This is a genomic window from Sphingomonas sp. (genome assembly GCF_041661885.1).
Lineage (GTDB): Bacteria > Pseudomonadota > Alphaproteobacteria > Sphingomonadales > Sphingomonadaceae > Sphingomonas.
Genome location: NZ_JBAZTL010000007.1, coordinates 190,351 through 206,561 on the forward strand (window position 1 = coordinate 190,351; position 16,211 = coordinate 206,561).

Genomic DNA, 16,211 nt, shown 5'->3' on the forward strand with positions numbered 1-16,211 from the left:
ATGTTGGCCGGGTAACCGCAGCCTGCTACTACAGCTTCAATCGCTCGCGCGCTGCCACATATTGACGTTCGAACCGATCGACCATCGCCGCGACGGGCTCGACCTTATCGATCACGCCGATCCCCTGGCCCGATCCCCAAATTTCCTTCCAGGCTTTGGGTTTGGCGCCATTGCCGGTGCCGAAGTCCATTGTCTTGAGGTCACCCTCTGGGAGATGATCCGGGTCCATGCCCGCCGCCACGATCGAGGCGCGGAGATAATTGCCGTGCACACCGGTGAACAGGTTGGAATAGACGATGTCGGCGGCTCTTCCGTCGACGATACCCTGTTTATACGCAGCTTCGGCATTGGCTTCGACGCTCGCGATGAACGGCGATCCGATATAGGCGAAATCCGCACCCATCGCTTGTGCCGCAAGGATCGCGTCGCCGGTGGCAATCGACCCCGACAAGGCAAGCGGGCCATCGAACCACTGGCGAATTTCCTGCGTGATCGCGAACGGCGACAGCCGCCCGGCATGTCCGCCCGCGCCTGCCGCAACCGCAATCAGACCATCGGCTCCCTTTTCGATGGCCTTGCGGGCAAACCGGTCGTCGATCACGTCATGCAGCGTGATGCCGCCCCAGCTATGGACGGCGGTATTAAGGTCTTCGCGCGCACCGAGCGACGTGATGACGATCGGCACTTGCCACTTGGCGCAGGTCGCGAGATCGGCCTCCAACCGCTCATTGGAGCGATGGACGATCTGGTTGACGGCAAAGGGGGCAGCAGGGCGTTCGGGATGGTCGCGATTATGTGCGGCCAACTCTTCGGTAATACGATGAAGCCACTCGTCGAGCAGCGCCTGCGGGCGCGCGTTGAGCGCCGGGAAGGACCCGACAATTCCCGCCTTGCACTGGGCAATCACCAGCTCCGGCCCGGAAATGATGAACAACGGCGATCCAATGACGGGAAGCCGCAGGCGGTCGAACAAGGGTGGAATGCTCATGTCCGTTTCATAGCGCAACCGATACGCCTGTCCAGCACCCTCGATTTGCCATGACGGGGGAAAGGGGTATTGGGCCGAACTTCGCATTCGTTTCCGGAGCAACCAAGTGAAGCTGACCCTCGCCGCCGCCTTGATGATCGGAGTCGCATCGCCGGCCTTTGCCGTAGGCCAATTGCCGGAGGGTGTTGCGCCGGTTTCGTATGACATCACGGTTCGGCCGGATGCCAAGGCGATGACCTTTTCGGGTGAGGAAACCGTAACGATCGATGTTGCGCGTGCAACGAAGACGATCGTGCTGAACGCCGCCGAATTGAAGATCGGCACCGCGACGCTTGACGGTGCGGCGGTGCCCTTCACGATCGACACGACCAAGCAGCAGTTGACGCTGACCCTGCCGACGCTGGCCTCGGTCGGGCGCCACAGCCTTCATTTTGCCTGGACCGGAACGATCAACACCTCCGCCTCGGGGTTGTTTGCGATCGATTATACCAATCCCGACGGTTCCGCCGCGCGAATGCTGGTAACGCAGTTCGAGGCCCCCGACGCGCGGCGTTTCGCCCCGATGTGGGATGAGCCCGGTTACAAAGCGACCTTCACGCTGTCGGCGGTTGCGCCCGGCGACCAAACCGCCTTTTCAAACATGCCGACCACCAGCGTGACCAAGCAAGGCGACGGCACCACGCTGTACCATTTCGCGGAAACGCCGAAAATGTCGAGCTATCTACTGTTCCTCGGCATGGGTGATGTCGAGCGCAAGACGGTGATGGCGGGCAAGACCGAAATCGGGATCATCACCCGGCGCGGCGTGGTCGATCAGGGGGATTATGCGCTGGCCCAGGCCAAGCGGTTGCTGACCTATTATAACGACTATTTCGGCCAACCTTATCCCTTGCCCAAGCTCGACATGATCGCGGGGCCAGGCTCCAGCCAGTTCTTCGGCGCGATGGAGAATTGGGGCGCAATTTTCTATTTCGAGCCCGAATTGCTGTATGACCAGAAGCGCGCGACGCAGAGCGGCAAACAGCGCATCTTCACCGTTGTCGCGCACGAAATGGCGCATCAGTGGTTCGGCGATCTCGTCACGATGAAATGGTGGGACGATCTGTGGCTCAACGAGGGCTTCGCCTCGTGGATGGAGAACAAGTCGAGCATCGACCTCAACCCCGATTGGTATGCGGCGGCAACGGCAGTAGCGCAGGACCGCGAGGGCGCGTTGCAGGTCGATTCCACCGCCGGTACGCACCCGATCATCCGCCATGTCGAAACCGTTGACCAGATTGGCGAGGCGTTTGACGGTATTACCTATTCGAAGGGGCAGGCCGTTATCGGCATGATGGAATCGACCTTAGGCGCCGACACCTTCCGCAACGGCATCCGCCGTTACATGGCGAAGTATAAATATTCGAACACCGAAACCGACCAGCTCTGGAGCGAACTGTCCGCGGCAGCAGGCAAGCCGGTGGCGGAAATTGCCCATGATTTCACGCTGCAACCGGGGGTTCCGCTCGTCTCGATGACGGGCGCGCGCTGCATCAACGGCACCACGCGCATGACGCTGACGCAAGGGCGCTTCGCTTATGATGCCACCGCCAAACAAGCGCTTAACTGGCGTGTGCCGCTGGCGCTCGGCGTGGTTGGCCAGCCGGTGACGCGGGTGGTTGTGCGCGGTGCCAAGCCGACCCCGGTTTCGGTGCAGGGCTGTGGCACGGTCGTGCTCAATCGCGACAAGGGCAGCTATGTGCGGGTCGCTTACGATGCGCCGACCCATGCCGCCATCGTACGCACCTTCGCCAGCCTCGCCTTGACCGATCAGCTCGGCACGCTCGGCGATGATTTCGCGTTGGCGAAGGGCGGCAATCAGCGGCTCGATCGCTATTTCGCCGATGTTGCTGCGGTTGGTGAGGATGCCAATCCCCTGCTCTGGGAAACGATCGCGGCGCAATTGTCGGAACTTGAAGCACGCTTGCCGAAAGGCGCGGCCAAAACGGCGATGCGGGCACGGATCGTGGCGACGCTGGCGCCGGCGATGCAGCGTGTCGGGTTTCAAGCCACCAAGGATGAGTCGCCGCTTATCGCTACGCTGCGCGAAACGCTGATCGCGGTCCTGGGAGACAAGGGTGATCCGGTCGTCGCGGAGAAAGCGCGCAGCTATTTTGCGGCGCTGGTGAACGACCCCAATGCCATCCCGGCGGCGATCCGTCAGCCGATCCTCGGCGCCTATGCCAGCAATGCAACCTCGGCCGAGTGGGATGCGCTGCTCAAGCTGACGGTGGCCGAGAAGAATCCGGTGGTGAAGAACGGTTATGTCCGCTTGTTAGGGGCCGCCGACAACGACGCGCTGGCGCAGCGCGCGCTGGGGTTGCTGCAAACCAACGACTTCTCGGCCCCGCAAAAGGCGAGCCTGTTGCGCTCGGTCGCGGGAGGGCACCCCGACATGGCGTTCGATTTTGCGGTCGCAAACCTCGCGCTGGTCAATACGCTTGTGGAAACCAGCAATCGTGCGGGTTTCGTGGTGAGCTTGGGCGGCGGCTCGCAGGAACCGGCGATGCCCGGTAAAATCACCGCCTTCGCCACGGCCAATCTGCCCCCCGCCGCACGCGGTGCAGCCAAGGCAACCGTCGCAAGAATGGCGGCGCGCAACCTTGTGAATGCGCGCATTCGTACCGACATCGCCGCTTGGGCGACGCGCGGAGCGGGTTCCAAAAGCGGGTCTTAATCGACCCGCTTCAACCCGGCGGCATATTTGCGACCGTTGGCGACATAATGTTCGGCGGAGACGCGCAGCATCGCCTGCGCGTTTTCATCGAGTTCGCGGACCGCGCGGGCAGGGCTACCGACGATCAGGCTGCCCGGCGGAAACACCTTGCCCTCGGTGACCAGCGCGCCCGCGCCGACAATAGAGCCCGCGCCGATCTCCGCCCGGTTAAGCACGACCGCGCCCATCCCGACCAGCACGCGATCCCCAATCGTGCAGCCGTGCAGAATCGCGTGATGGCCGACGGTGCAATCCTCGCCGATCGTCAGCGGCGCGCCGGGATCGGAATGACACATCGCGCCTTCCTGGATATTGCTGCGGGCGCCGACCAGAATCGGCGTGTTGTCGCCCCGGATCACCGCGCCGAACCAGATGCTGACATCGGGGCCGAGTTGTACGTCGCCGATCAGCTCGGCGCTCGGCGCAACCCAGGCATTGGTGCCAAGCGTGGGCCGGAGCCCGTCGATTTCGTAGAGCGGCATCTGTCAGTCTCCTGCACGCGGGGTTCTTGCTGGCTCGATGCCAGCCTGACGAGTTCCTGTCGATCCGGCGCGGCTTTTGCCGTAGGCGCGCATTATGAGCCTGCACATCTATGTCGACGCCGATGCCTGCCCGGTGAAGGACGAAATCTACAAGGTCGCGCTGCGGCGCACGGTGGCCGTCACCATCGTCAGCAACAGCCCGATCCGCATTCCCGCGCATCCATTACTGTCCCGCATCGTCGTGGGCACGCGCTTCGATGAAGCCGATGACTGGATCGCCGAACGCGCCGATCATGCGAGCGTGGTCATCACCAACGACATCCTGCTCGCCGACCGCTGCCTGAAGGCAGGGGCGAGCGTGCTGGCACCCAATGGCAAGCCGTTCACCACGGCGTCGATCGGCAATGCGATCGCGGTGCGCGCGATTATGGCCGATCTGCGCGCGGGCGGGGATGTCGTGGGCGGGCCTGCGCCGTTCGCCAAGGCCGACCGTTCGCGCTTCCTCTCGGCGCTCGATGAAATGCTGGTGCGGCTCGCGCGCTAGGCGTCGTCGCTGGGCGGAATACGGCGCAACGCGCCTTCGAGCGAGGTGGTCGCGCTGCCACGGCGCGCCGGTTGCGGTTGCGACGGAGCCGGGGACCAGCCGGTCAAATAGATAATGTCGAATCGCTCGGGCGTCTTGCCGTCAGGGTCGGCGCGCGCAGCGAACAGCTCGGCTGCGCGCGCGAGCGTGTCGCGGCGCAGCGGCGTGCGGTCGCGCAGGATATTGGTCGCTCCCATCCCGCGCAGATCGCGCAGCAAGCCGCCAATCCCGCGATACCGGACCGTCAGCGGCTCGATATCAGCAACGGGCAGTGCGAATCCGGCACGCATCAGCAAATCGCCCGCCGAGCGCACATCGACTTGCGGGTGAATGCGCGCGGCCGGACGATCCCGCTCGGCTTCGCGCAGGACGCTGCGCAAGGTCGAGAGCGTACCGGCACCACAGAAAGCAGCAAGGAACAGGCCGTCAGGCCGCAACGCCCGCCGCGCGAGCGTCAAGGCACCAGGCAAATCGTTGACGCTGTCGAGCACTCCCGCCGAGATCACCAGGTCGAACGACTCGGCGGGGAAGGGGAGGCGGTCCTCATCCGCCTGCACCCCGCCGGATTGCGCGGCAAAGAGTGCACCTGCGTCGCACCGCGTGACCTTCGCCCCCGCTGGGGCGGGCAGGGCGCCGTCGAAGCACCCCAGATCGAGCATGTCGGTGAAGCGATGGGTCACGCTCGCCAACCGTTCGGCAATCCCGTCGAGCATCGCTGCACGCAGGAAATCGAACTCGGCGAAGGTCGGCGCAGCGCGGTCGCGACGCCGCTGGCGGGCGGTGCGGTCGAAGATGTCAGGGACGCTCATCGCGCGGCTTGTGCCGCTGTAGCGGCCGGGCGACAAGGGGCCGTGTCGCCCTGGTTCGCCCCATTACGCTTGATCGCCGACTTCGCGCTGCCGCCGCGCTGCCCCGGCTGCGGTGCGGTGACGGGCGAGGATCATCGCTTCTGCGCCACCTGTTGGGGGGCGCTGCGCTTTCTCGCGCCGCCGTGGTGTGCAACCTGCCATACCCCCTTCGCTTATGATCGCGGCGCGGAGGCGCAGTGTGCGGCGTGTATCGCCGATCCCCAGCGCCATGCCGGGGTGCGCGCCGCGGTGGCTTATGGCGATGTCGCGCGCACGGTCGCGCTCCGCCTGAAATATGGCGGACGCACGGCCTTTGCCGAGACGGTCGGCCGGCAAATGGCGCGGCTGTTACCCGACGATGCCGATGTGCTGGTGCCGGTGCCGCTCCATCGCTGGCGCTTGTGGTCGCGCGGCTTCAACCAGGCTGCCTTGATCGCGAACGCGCTCACGCGGGTGAGCGGCATCGCGAACGATCCGCTGCTGTTGCGCCGGGTGAAGGCAACGCCGCCACTGCGGGCGATGGGGGCAAAGGCGCGGGCGCGGGCCGTCGCCGGGGTGTTCCGCGTGGTAGATCCCACGGCGCGGCTGCGCGGCAAGGCGGTGGTATTGATCGACGATATTTACACCAGTGGCGCGACCACCGACGGTTGCACCGCCGCTTTGTTGCGTGCCGGCGCGGCCAAAGTAACGATCCTGTGCTGGGCGCGCGTGCTCGATTCGGCAGATTGACGCGGCTGACATTGACAATGGCGGGTACACCCCACATTTCTGCGCCATGCCTAAGATCGAAATCTACACCAAAGCTTTCTGCCCGTATTGCTCGCGCGCGATGAAGCTGCTCGCCTCCAAGGGCGTTACGCCCGAGGAATATGACATCACGATGGGTGGCCCCAAGCGCGCCGAAATGCTCGAACGCGCCAATGGCGGCACCACCGTTCCGCAGATTTTCATCGATGGTCGCCATATCGGTGGGTCGGACAATCTGGCCGCGCTGGAGCGTGCCGGGGAATTGGACGCTCTCCTCACGGCATGAAGATCGCGCTCGCTCAGCTTACCAGCGGGATTGATCCCGTTGCCAATGCCGAAACGCTGGTAGCGGCGGTGGCGGAAGCGGCGCGAGCGGGCGCAGAGATGCTGTTCACACCCGAAATGTCGGGCTTGCTCGACCGGGACCGCGCGCGCGCCGCGCAGGTGTTGCGCCATGAAGCCGACGATGTCGTGCTGGCGGCGGTGCGGATTGCGGCGGCGGAACACCGCATCTGGGTTCATATCGGGTCGCTTGCGGTGCTCGGGAAAGGCGGGCGGCTCGCCAATCGCGCCTTCGTGATCGACGATCACGGCGAAATCCGCGCGCGGTACGACAAATTGCATCTGTTCGACGTGGATTTGCCGACCGGTGAAAGCTGGCGCGAATCGGCAAGCTATGCGCCCGGCGAAGACGCGGTGGTGGTGCAGACACCGGTCGGGGCGCTGGGCCTGTCGATTTGCTACGATGTGCGCTTTGCCGATTTGTACCGTGCGCTGAGCAACGCGGGAGCAACGGTGCTCACGGTGCCGGCTGCGTTTACCCGCCCGACGGGTGCTGCGCATTGGCACATATTACTGCGCGCCCGCGCGATCGAGGCCGCAGCCTATGTTATCGCCGCCGCGCAAACTGGCGTCCATGCCGATGGTCGGGCAACCTATGGCCATTCGCTGGTGATCGACCCGTGGGGCGAGGTTATCCTCGATATGGGCGAGGCGGCTGGTTTGGGCTTTGCCGAGATCGACCCGGCGCGTGTCGCCGATGTCCGCGCGCGCATTCCAGTGCTCGCGCATCGCCGCGCGATCCCGGAGGTCGCATCGGCGTGATCGTGTTCGATTTGCGCTGTCGTCAGGCGCACATATTCGAAGCCTGGTTCGGCTCAAGCGCAGCATTTGAGGATCAGCAGGCGCGCGGCCTGCTCGTTTGCCCGATTTGCGGCGATGATGACATCGTCAAGGCGGTGATGGCTCCCAACGTTGCTGCCAAGGGGAATAGCCGCAGCGTTCCCGCGCTGCGCGCCGATGCGCCGACTCCGCCAGCACTCGACCCGGATACGATGAAAGCCGCGCTCCACGCGCTCGCACAGGCGCAGGCGCAGGTGCTTGAGAAATCGCAATGGGTAGGGCGCGCCTTTGCCGATCGCGCGCGGGCGATGCATGTCGGTGAAACCGCCGCGACGCCGATCCACGGCGAAACGACCTTGGCCGAAGCGAAGGCGCTGGTCGAGGAAGGCGTGCCGATCGCGGCCTTGCCTTTGCCGGTCGTCCCGCCCGATACGGTCAATTGATTTCGTCCGCGCCGCACAGTACCACCGCGCGCGGCGCCCCCGTAGCTCAGTCGGATAGAGCGACGGTTTCCTAAACCTCGCTACGGTGCGCACCGAAGGCCCAAAAATCGGCGATTTTCTGAGGGTTTTGGCCTATTCCGATCTGCCAGACCGTCGCTTGTGTGCCGCTTTTTGTGCCACCCCTATCATTGCGGTCGATGCTTGCTCGGGCGTCAGGAAGGCGAGGTACATCTCCGTCGTCTTGACGCTACCATGTCCGAGGATGCGCTGCAGGTCGTAGATCCCGCCCTTGCCGTCGCGCAGATATTCGACGGCGAAGAGGTGCCGGAGGTCGTGAAAGCGGAAGCGACGATATTCGATGCCGGCGAGCTGCGCGCGCTTTTCGGCGCGCCGGGTGTAGTCGCCGAAGTTCGACGACACGTTGGTGTAGCGCATCCCGACCGGCTTGCCTTCGGCGTCCTCGCCGAGGTGCCAGAACACGAACACGCATTTGAGGAATCGTGGCTGGCGCTGCACGATGTCGATCGCCAGTTGCGACAGGGGCACCGATCGCAGCCGTCGCCCCTTGCCGGTGAAGGTGGCGGTGCGGTTTTTGATGTCGATCGCGCCGTGCTCGAGCCCGGCAATCTCTTCCTCGCGCATGCCGGTTTCTCGCGCGAAGAGCATCATATCGCCGAAGCGCGTCCGGCGTCGGCCGATCGTCAGGGCAATCGCTTCGGAGGTGGGCAGCACGATCGGGTCGCGGCGCTCAGGCAGCCGCTGGCGACTGAAGGCGTTGGCGACGTTGTCCTCGATCCAGTTTTCGTCGATCGCATGCGCCAGGACGCTCGATATGGCGGTGAGGTCGCGCCGGATCGTCGCGTTGCTCACACCCTGGCGCTGGCGAGCCTTGACCAGCTCGCGGATGGTGGCGAGGTCGATCTGTTGCACCGACTTGTTGTCAAGAAATGTGCGAACCTGATTGAGGCTTACCAGATAGCGGGTGAAGGTGGCCGCGCCGATCTGGCGCTCGATGTGTTCGTTCCATGAGACGACCGCCTCGGGCCAAGTCACAGGCCCGGCCAGGCCAAATCGCGCTTCGTCCTCCACGCGTTCGCGAAGGGCTTTCAGTCGTTTTTGCGCGACCTTTTCAGCACGTGTTCGTAGGCTTTCCCGGTATTCGACACCGCAGACCTTGAAACGCGCCCACCAGATGCCGTTGCGTTGGTAGAGGTTCGACATTTGGCCTTTGTTGCCCGATTTACGCGATTCGACCAGCGCCGCAGATCCGCAACGATGAACAGCCATCGCCCGGCAGGCTTGGACGCGCCAGGAATCTCTCCTCGCGACGCTAAATCTTGCAGCGTCCTGTAGGAAAGCCCCGTGATTGCTTGCGCACCAGCAATCCCCGTCCGAACCGGCAGATCGGGTGGTGTCATGCCCCCTCCCGAACGAGAGCCGCCTCGGCATTCCGGCGCTTTTCGAAGCGGACGAAGAGCTGACCCTTGCCGTCGTCGTTGAGCGAGACGGTGACACCGTGCAGCGGGTCGAAATCGACAAGGTTGATCGGCCCGCCCGCGCGGCGGTCGTTGGCCTCGCGCACCAGGTCCTGCAGCGCCGTTTGCAACGCCGACAGCGTGCGCACTTGGTGGGCGCGCAGGCGGCGGGGTTGGGACGACTGGTCCAGTGGAAGCATGCCGGTCATAGAGGCCGCTTCACGCAAGATGCGTTCATCGCGACGAGCAGCTCGCCCAGCGCAGCTATCGGCGTGCTCCCTTCGCGCGCCAGCAAGACGATGTCGCCCTTTTCACGCCACAGGACGGCCCACCATTCGTTAGCCTTCTTGCTGTAAGACAGAGTGATTGATTGATCGGCTGTAATATCGATCGAGTCTAAGGTGAGCGAAGTCATGCGTCGGTCCTTTCGCCGAGGAGGCGTTGCTGCAGCTCGATCACGCGGGCGAGGGGCACGCGGTGTTGCTGGGTTGGCGGGATTTTGGAGGTCAGGTTGGCGAAGCCGAGATAGACGGCCGCTGCCTTGCGCAGGCGACGCCAGTCGGCATCGCGGTGCTGGTGGTGCGCATCGATGATGCCGGTGCGCATCTCACCCGGAAGGCGGGTGAAGCACCGGGTGCACAGGCGTTGCCAGCGGGTGCGCTCCGTGCCGCACCCGGGCACGTCGCAACGATGCACGCGCTTAGCCATTGGCTTGCTCCCCGTGTGTTGACGCCCGGCCGCGACGGCCGGGGCGGCGCAGGCCGAGCAAGGCAGCGCGTTCGTAGATCGAGCCCAGCGAGCGATGCGGGAGGTGCCGCGCCACCTGTTTCGCGCCGCCAAGCGGATATTCACGCTGGACGAGGCGATCCTCGGTGGTCCGCCAGAAATAGCGGGAGACGACGGCCGCGCTCACGACAGCAGCCCCAGCATCTGCGCGAGGGCGGGCGTGTTGCCCGATGCGTCGATCGCCATTGCCAGCGATCCGCCGAAGGCGAGGATGCTGGTGGATATCCACAATAGCCGCGAGGGAAGGTGCGGGCGGCAGGTTGGGCAGGTGCAGCGCATCGGGTGGACGCGCGGAATCACAGGGCGCATCAGGACCTCCTGTTGATGGTGGCGATGAAGGCGACGAACAGGATCGGGGCGAGCAGCAGCGCGCCGATCGCGAGCAGCGCGGTGCGCAGCGGACGGGGTGGGGCCATCAATCGAGCCCGAGCGCGACGCGATAGGTTTCGAGGAGGCCCTCAAATTCGTCGCGGTGGTGCTTTTCTTGCTTGCGCAGGGCGATGATCGCCCGGAAGGCATTCAGGTCGAAGCCGACCGCCTTGACCTCTCCCAAAACCTCGGCCCGGTCGGCCTGGATCTCCGCGATCTCCACATCGATCCGCTCGACGCGTTCGATCAACAGCCGCAGTTGCTCGGCCGCGCTGTCTCCGTTCGTCACGATCGGATCGGGCGGGCGGATCGCCTTCTTTTTCTTGCCCTTGCCGCCATTGACAACGACGGGGACGAACGGGGTGGGCACGTGGCGGAAACCGCCATTGCCATCGGGCACGGCGCGCATTGTCATCATCGTCATGACAGGCGCTCCGCGCAGCGGGTGCAGGCGGTGGGGCTCGCCCAGCCGCAGCGGCCGTCGCCGTCCTGGCACGGATCCCATTCGCTGCAGCCGCAGGTGCGGCACACGGTGGGATGACGATCAACCGGGGCCTCCGCCAGTTGACGATAGACCGCAGCATCGAACCGGAATGCGCGTTGCAGCGTGCGCAGCGTTTGCGGCTTGCGGGCGACAGATCCGCCCGCCTCCAGCAAGGCCACCAGCGCCACGGCCTCACGACGGTCGGCATTATCGGGCGCGATGATGCGCGCGACGTCGGCGATGGAAAGACCAGCGGCGACACGGCGCAGCTTGAGATAGGCAGAGGGTTTCAGGGGCGGCAGTTGCAGCCGGGCGATGGCAGGGGTGATGGGGACGTGCAGCATCTTGACGAGCCTTTCTCAGCGCGTGTGGGGGTTGGGCTTGGGGTGGAGCGGGTTCTCGAAAACCCAGCAGTTGACGGTCTTTTCGGTGACCGAATTGACGGGCTTGTTCGCGACGAACTTGCGGGCTTTCGACGTCTTCAGCAGGCGCTTCAGCTCGGTGATCGGGCAAGGCAGCGACAGGCGCATGTCGCCGCATTTCTGCTCGAACTGGGTGAGGCTGACGGCGAGGACGTCGGGGGTGCGGCTGTGGTTGATCGGCCGTTCGGGCGTGAGGCCCTCATTGGCGGCGATGTAATCGAACCGTTCCCAAAACAATTGGACATGGGGATGATCGGTCTCGACGGTGCGTTGCCGTTCCTCCAGCATCGTCAGGATCAGCGCGTGCGCGTCGCCAACGTCGCGGTTGGACAGGTTGGTCACCACCAGGCGCATGGCGTCGAGCATCGCGGCGAGCTGCGCGTGGTTCTTGGCCAGGCGCCCGTTGCGGATGCCGGGATGCCGCAGCATCGCCGCTTCGTGCCGCTTGAAGCCTTCGCGATAGGCGGCGAGGATCGCTTCCTCGCGCCGCACGGCGTGGATGAGGAAACCCGACACATCCTCGACCGAGACGGCCGATAGTGCCTCCACAGCGGCCTTTGACGCCGGGCTGAACATCGACTTGTCGAAGTGGATGCCCATGATGCGTTCGCGCATTGCGGGCGACGCCTCGACGGGATCGTTCTGCGCGATGACGATCGCGCCGCGAAAGGGCGGCTCGAACGTTTCCATGCCGCCATTGGCGATGGCGCGGGTGCGGACGGCGCGACCGTTATAGGCGGTTTTCAGCTCGTCCCATTCGAAGCGGCGCGCATGGGGCGCATCCTGCGCGCGGTCGCCCTCGATCAGCACCACGGGCAAATTGCCGACCTGGCCGAGCGTGCGGGCGATGCCGGCGTTGGTCGCCTTGGTCGGATCGAACCCTTCGTAATTGGCGCGGCCGAACAGCTTCCACAGGAATTCGATCAAGGTGGATTTGCCGGTGCCGGGGATGCCCGTCGCCTCGAGAAAGGCGAGGCTGTCGTGCATCGAGCGGATATGGTCGGCAAAGAGCGCGGTGAACCAGAAGGCAAGCGTCACCACGCCCTTGGGGCCATAGGCTGCGATCAGGCGCGGCACCCAGGTGAGATCGAGCTTGTCGGGATCGTATGTGATGCGGAGCATCCGCTCGGCCGTGCGCAGTTTGACCGACTGCTTGCCGAGGACGAAATAATCCTCCTCGTTCGGCTCATAGACGCGGCCGTTATGGACGGCGATGTCGCCGAGGATCCACCCCTTGTGATCGATCGAATAGCCGGTGAACTGGATCGCCTCGACCATGCGGATGGTCGACCATTGGCGCAGCATCAGCTTGTCGATCTGGTACTGGCTGCCGGTCCACTGCGCGCCAGGCGCGATCGAGGCGAGGCGCTTCTTGAATTCGGCGCTGGCGGCGCAGGCTGCCCCTGAAAAGGTGGCCTTCACGCTCGCCCGATCGGACGGGAAATCTATTCGGAAATAATAGGCACCTTCCTCAAGATTGGGGTCGCGCTGGAAATAGAGCGTGCGGAAGGTGCAGTTCGCCAGCTCGGAAATCTCGGCGGCTTCGGCGGCAGCGAGGTTCCATTGCTCTTGGAAGGGGAGCGCCTTGAACGTCGCGAACTCGGCGTCCGACGATTCCATCCATTGCTGAATGATGCCCTGGATGCGCTCGATCGAGAATTGTGCCCAAAGCTGGCGACCGCCAAAGACGAGCGGAAAGGATTGCGTCTTGTGGCGCTGATAGATGAGCAGCGCCTTTTCGCTGGCGCTGCCCGCAATGGTGACATCGCCATTCCAGCGATATTCGTCGAGTTGCTCGCGGGTGAGGCGGTCGCGCTGTGCGAGATCGTTCCAGTCGAGCTTGTCGCCCTCGCCGTCCGGCTTCACTTGCGCCGCCGCGCAGATCCACCCTGCCTCGCGCGCCTGCTTTACGAAGCGGCGCGTATATTCGGTGCCCGCCTTGCCCACGTCGAAGGCGAAGATGAGGCGTGGCGGGGCGCGGTCCGCAGCGGCTGCTGCGCGGCGCAGATCCGCAAGCGCCGCCTCGGGATAGTTGTTGCACGACATGAGCGAGACCGCGGCGACCTTGCCGGTCTGGTTCAGCGCGATCGCGTCGAAGATACCCTCGGCCAGCCACAGCTCGTCCACGAGGGCGAGTTGCTCCATCGTGACCTTGGGCATCTGCCACCAGCGGCCGCGGTAGCTGTTGCCGTAGGAGAAGTTGGCCTTGCGCTTGCCGAAGCGGCCGGGCTGATCGATCAGCCGTTCCCAATAGCCCCCGCCCGGCAGCGGGAAGCGCACGGTGGCGGACCCGATGTTGAGGGTCTGATCCTGATACCATTCCTGGCTGTACGCCCCGCGCAGCCCCATGAGATCAAAGCCGCGCGCGTGGAGGAGATAGGCATCGGCCGCTGCGTTGGGCGCTGCCTCGGTCTTGACGTGGCGCTTCGACCAATCGTCAAAGATGTCGGGGTACAGTTCCTTGACATGGCCTTCCCAGCCGCACCGATCGATGCGGCCGCACTTCAGAACCCAGGGCTTTTCCGCCCAGGTCCACAGCTCGCGCTGGCCCTTGGAGCATTCCGGGCATTTGCCCCGACGAAGGTACGTGCCCTTTTCTTCAAAGGCATAGTCCCGCTTCAGGCGCGCAGTCAGTTCGGTGAGCAAATCGGGGCGCATGGGGTGGGGTGACGTCTTTCAGGCAAGGGGATGCCGTTCCCGGCAGCGGGGGAGCTGCGGCCGGGTCGGGGAGGTGCTGGTTCGGGAGACGGGGAGAGAGCGGCCTCAAGCCGCGCGGTTCATCCGCTTTCGCTCATGGGGCGGATGCCTGGCGGCGGCAGGGCGTCGCGCGCAGCCGGGATCGGCAGACAATCGTCATTGGCCGGGCTGGGCACGTCATCGTTCGCTGGCCGTTCCGGCTGGCGCAGACTTCCGCGTCCGACATTGGGATTGCCGAGTGGAAGCGAGACGTTCGGGTTGGGCCGAAGGCTCTGCCGGATCGTCCGCACGACGGAAATCTGGCAAAGGAAGGTGTGGGCGCAGTCGTCATCGTCGCACGCCATGCGCATTTCGCGCACGAGCGGTGAGAACATGATGCTGCTGCGGATGATGGCGCGGCCCCCGCAATGCGGGCAATTGATGGCCGCAGCCCTTGGTCGTCTCCTGTTCACGCTGTGGGTACTCCCCCGGTTTTTCCGCCGAGCAGCCCCGCGCCATTCGGTAGGAATTTCTTGAGGCGGCGGATGGCGCTGCCGATGGCGGTGTGGACATGCTCGGCCTCGGTGAGCGCGGCATGGACCTCGCGGTCGCCCGATCCGAACTGGGCTACGGCGATGCCCGTCGCGATCGCCTCGCCACATTCGCGGGCCAGCCTGGCATAATCGCCAGCCAAAGCGGTGCGCTCGGACGATTGCTCGAGCACGGCAAGGTCGAGCTGGTGGCCGAAGGCCTCCAGGATGGGCGACCCTTCGCCGCCAGCGGCGCGATAGGCCCGTTCGAGCGCCAGCGCCTGGCCGAGCGTGGGCAAGCACTCTTCCTTCGGATCGGCCCAGGCATAGACGCTGCGATCCGATCGGCCGCACGCGGCACCGGCGACATCATAGCCGAGATACGCGCCGATCTTGGCGATGGCACTGGAGAAGGTGAGCGGGGTGCGGCGCTTCGTCATGCCGCGTCTCGCTGCAAAAGGGCGCGCCGATCGCAGGGGACGATCGGCGCGCCGCCCGTTACACGAGCATCATGATCGCCAGTCAGGCCGACGTATGATGGCTCTTCGGGATAGATGTCGGGGCGCAATAGGTGGCGGGATATGCCTGTAGCGGCCTCGACGGTCAGGACCTGCTCTGCTGGGAGTCGCTTGCTACTTTGCAGCCATTTCCAAACGGTAGGCTGAGCCTTTTTGCACAGACGACCTAAAGCGGACTGGCCGCCAACGATGCGGACGGCTTCTTGCAAGGCCTCGAACGGTGTGGGGAGCTGATCCATGTCTGACACCTATTACCGTAGGAATACCCCGTCAAGTACGAAAGTCCGATTGGGATCTATTACTAAGGTGATAATTGTACGGCATGATCCACAGTGACCGAGTCCTTGAGCGAATGGCGGCAGCCGGGCTAAGCCAGAGCGAGCTGGCCCGTCGTGTCCATGTTACCCAGGGTGCAATCGCCAAGATCGTTAGCAAAAACCCCGGCGGATCGTCGCATCTCCACAAGATCGCGCAGGAGCTGGGTACTACCCCGGCGTATCTCACCGGCGAAACGGATGATCCATCGGCGGGTGCGGTGCCCACGCCGACCCCGCAATCGATCGCCGACCACCTCGACATGGTTCAGATCCAGGAGATCGACCTCGCCTTCGGGATGGGCGGCACCTATTCGGACGGCATGGTTGAGACCAAGGCTCGCTATTTTCCGCGTGCGTGGATCGAGGCGATCACGAGCACGGCCCCGGCCTTGCTCACCTTCGCGCGAGGGAAAGGCGATTCGATGATGCCGACCCTGCTCGACGGCGACATGGTGCTAATCGACCGGTCGCAACGCACGATCCGCGAACAGGATGCGCTATGGGCCATAACGATTGGCGATATCGCCATGATCAAGCGTATTCGGGTGCGCGGCCCCAACGTATCGATCCTGTCGGACAATGATAATGTGCCCACGGATGAAGCGCAGCATGATGAAATCAACGTCGTGGGGCGAGTGGTCTTTATCGGGCGTCGTCTTTGACATA

At 64.4% G+C, this 16,211-nt stretch carries 22 protein-coding genes and 1 pseudogene; 7 read left to right on the forward strand and 16 right to left on the reverse strand.

Going from position 1 to position 16,211, the window contains the following annotated elements:
• Nucleotides 1–28: 28 nt before the first annotated feature.
• Nucleotides 29–988, reverse strand: coding sequence for an NAD(P)H-dependent flavin oxidoreductase (locus WC704_RS14545; protein WP_372891088.1), 960 nt, complete (start codon nucleotides 986–988; stop codon nucleotides 29–31).
• Nucleotides 989–1,094: 106 nt separating this feature from the next.
• Between WC704_RS14545 and WC704_RS14550 the strand changes: the two genes are divergently transcribed.
• The gene (locus tag WC704_RS14550; RefSeq protein ID WP_372891090.1) at nucleotides 1,095–3,704 is read left to right on the forward strand and encodes a M1 family metallopeptidase; all 2,610 of its coding nucleotides are present in this window, start codon (nucleotides 1,095–1,097) and stop codon (nucleotides 3,702–3,704) included.
• Here the strand turns inward: WC704_RS14550 and WC704_RS14555 are convergent.
• Nucleotides 3,701–4,225 carry a gamma carbonic anhydrase family protein gene (locus tag WC704_RS14555; RefSeq protein WP_372891093.1) on the reverse strand — a complete coding sequence of 175 codons (525 nt, stop codon included), beginning with the start codon at nucleotides 4,223–4,225 and terminating at the stop codon, nucleotides 3,701–3,703. The two genes, WC704_RS14550 and WC704_RS14555, sit on opposite strands and share 4 nt — an antisense overlap.
• 94 nt (nucleotides 4,226–4,319) lie before the next feature.
• On the opposite strand from WC704_RS14555, the gene WC704_RS14560 reads away from it, so the two are divergent.
• The gene (locus WC704_RS14560) at nucleotides 4,320–4,769 is read left to right on the forward strand and encodes a YaiI/YqxD family protein (protein WP_372891095.1); all 450 of its coding nucleotides are present in this window, start codon (nucleotides 4,320–4,322) and stop codon (nucleotides 4,767–4,769) included.
• On the opposite strand, the gene WC704_RS14565 is transcribed toward WC704_RS14560, so the two are convergent.
• On the reverse strand, nucleotides 4,766–5,617 hold the full coding sequence (locus WC704_RS14565) for a class I SAM-dependent methyltransferase (protein ID WP_372891097.1): 852 nt from the start codon (nucleotides 5,615–5,617) through the stop codon (nucleotides 4,766–4,768). The genes WC704_RS14560 and WC704_RS14565 overlap by 4 nt on opposite strands.
• A gap of 42 nt (nucleotides 5,618–5,659) precedes the next feature.
• Here WC704_RS14565 and WC704_RS14570 point away from each other — a divergent pair, with 42 nt between their 5' ends.
• Genes WC704_RS14570 through WC704_RS14585 form a run of 4 tightly spaced genes read left to right on the forward strand, consistent with a single transcriptional unit; the run spans nucleotide 5,660 to nucleotide 7,968 of the window.
• Nucleotides 5,660–6,385: a double zinc ribbon domain-containing protein gene (locus WC704_RS14570; RefSeq protein WP_372891099.1), complete on the forward strand. Its 726-nt coding sequence runs from the start codon at nucleotides 5,660–5,662 to the stop codon at nucleotides 6,383–6,385.
• A 46-nt stretch (nucleotides 6,386–6,431) separates the two neighbouring features.
• On the forward strand, nucleotides 6,432–6,689 hold the full coding sequence (gene grxC / locus WC704_RS14575) for a glutaredoxin 3 (RefSeq protein WP_372891101.1): 258 nt from the start codon (nucleotides 6,432–6,434) through the stop codon (nucleotides 6,687–6,689).
• Nucleotides 6,686–7,507: a carbon-nitrogen hydrolase family protein gene (locus WC704_RS14580; RefSeq protein WP_372891103.1), complete on the forward strand. Its 822-nt coding sequence runs from the start codon at nucleotides 6,686–6,688 to the stop codon at nucleotides 7,505–7,507. The genes grxC and WC704_RS14580 overlap by 4 nt, the downstream gene beginning before the upstream one ends.
• Nucleotides 7,504–7,968, forward strand: coding sequence for a DUF1178 family protein (locus tag WC704_RS14585; protein ID WP_372891105.1), 465 nt, complete (start codon nucleotides 7,504–7,506; stop codon nucleotides 7,966–7,968). The genes WC704_RS14580 and WC704_RS14585 overlap by 4 nt, the downstream gene beginning before the upstream one ends.
• Nucleotides 7,969–8,100: 132 nt before the next feature.
• Here the strand turns inward: WC704_RS14585 and WC704_RS14590 are convergent, their stop codons facing one another.
• The 13 genes and pseudogenes from WC704_RS14590 to WC704_RS14650 all read right to left on the reverse strand — a co-directional run bounded on the left by WC704_RS14590 (nucleotide 8,101) and on the right by WC704_RS14650 (nucleotide 15,467).
• Nucleotides 8,101–9,189, reverse strand: a complete 1,089-nt coding sequence (locus WC704_RS14590) for a tyrosine-type recombinase/integrase (RefSeq protein WP_372891107.1) — start codon at nucleotides 9,187–9,189, stop codon at nucleotides 8,101–8,103.
• A complete protein-coding gene (locus tag WC704_RS14595) occupies nucleotides 9,075–9,386 on the reverse strand; it encodes a helix-turn-helix domain-containing protein (RefSeq protein WP_372891109.1) in 312 nt (103 codons plus the stop codon). Before WC704_RS14595 ends, WC704_RS14590 begins: the two co-directional genes overlap by 115 nt.
• Complete coding sequence (locus WC704_RS14600) at nucleotides 9,383–9,652, reverse strand: hypothetical protein (protein WP_372891111.1); 270 nt, start codon at nucleotides 9,650–9,652, stop codon at nucleotides 9,383–9,385. The genes WC704_RS14595 and WC704_RS14600 overlap by 4 nt, the downstream gene beginning before the upstream one ends.
• Complete coding sequence (locus WC704_RS14605; RefSeq protein ID WP_372891113.1) at nucleotides 9,649–9,858, reverse strand: hypothetical protein; 210 nt, start codon at nucleotides 9,856–9,858, stop codon at nucleotides 9,649–9,651. The genes WC704_RS14600 and WC704_RS14605 overlap by 4 nt, the downstream gene beginning before the upstream one ends.
• A complete protein-coding gene (locus tag WC704_RS14610; protein ID WP_372891115.1) occupies nucleotides 9,855–10,151 on the reverse strand; it encodes a hypothetical protein in 297 nt (98 codons plus the stop codon). The genes WC704_RS14605 and WC704_RS14610 overlap by 4 nt, the downstream gene beginning before the upstream one ends.
• Entirely contained in the window at nucleotides 10,144–10,356 is a 213-nt protein-coding gene (locus WC704_RS14615; protein WP_372891117.1) for a hypothetical protein, read from the reverse strand. Before WC704_RS14615 ends, WC704_RS14610 begins: the two co-directional genes overlap by 8 nt.
• Nucleotides 10,353–10,538, reverse strand: a complete 186-nt coding sequence (locus WC704_RS14620; protein WP_372891119.1) for a hypothetical protein — start codon at nucleotides 10,536–10,538, stop codon at nucleotides 10,353–10,355. The genes WC704_RS14615 and WC704_RS14620 overlap by 4 nt, the downstream gene beginning before the upstream one ends.
• Nucleotides 10,539–10,644: 106 nt before the next feature.
• On the reverse strand, nucleotides 10,645–11,007 hold the full coding sequence (locus tag WC704_RS14625; protein WP_372891121.1) for a DUF2312 domain-containing protein: 363 nt from the start codon (nucleotides 11,005–11,007) through the stop codon (nucleotides 10,645–10,647).
• Between the two features lie 11 nt (nucleotides 11,008–11,018).
• Complete coding sequence (locus WC704_RS14630) at nucleotides 11,019–11,426, reverse strand: hypothetical protein (protein ID WP_372891123.1); 408 nt, start codon at nucleotides 11,424–11,426, stop codon at nucleotides 11,019–11,021.
• A 1,911-nt stretch (nucleotides 11,427–13,337) separates the two neighbouring features.
• A pseudogene (locus tag WC704_RS14635) lies at nucleotides 13,338–14,162 on the reverse strand (toprim domain-containing protein); the annotation flags it as partial.
• Between the two features lie 119 nt (nucleotides 14,163–14,281).
• Complete coding sequence (locus WC704_RS14640) at nucleotides 14,282–14,653, reverse strand: ogr/Delta-like zinc finger family protein (protein WP_372891125.1); 372 nt, start codon at nucleotides 14,651–14,653, stop codon at nucleotides 14,282–14,284.
• Nucleotides 14,650–15,150, reverse strand: a complete 501-nt coding sequence (locus WC704_RS14645) for a hypothetical protein (RefSeq protein ID WP_372891127.1) — start codon at nucleotides 15,148–15,150, stop codon at nucleotides 14,650–14,652. The genes WC704_RS14640 and WC704_RS14645 overlap by 4 nt, the downstream gene beginning before the upstream one ends.
• Nucleotides 15,147–15,467, reverse strand: a complete 321-nt coding sequence (locus tag WC704_RS14650; protein ID WP_372891129.1) for a transcriptional regulator — start codon at nucleotides 15,465–15,467, stop codon at nucleotides 15,147–15,149. Before WC704_RS14650 ends, WC704_RS14645 begins: the two co-directional genes overlap by 4 nt.
• Nucleotides 15,468–15,550: 83 nt before the next feature.
• Here WC704_RS14650 and WC704_RS14655 point away from each other — a divergent pair, with 83 nt between their 5' ends.
• Entirely contained in the window at nucleotides 15,551–16,207 is a 657-nt protein-coding gene (locus tag WC704_RS14655; RefSeq protein ID WP_372891131.1) for a S24 family peptidase, read from the forward strand.
• Nucleotides 16,208–16,211 lie beyond the last annotated feature (4 nt).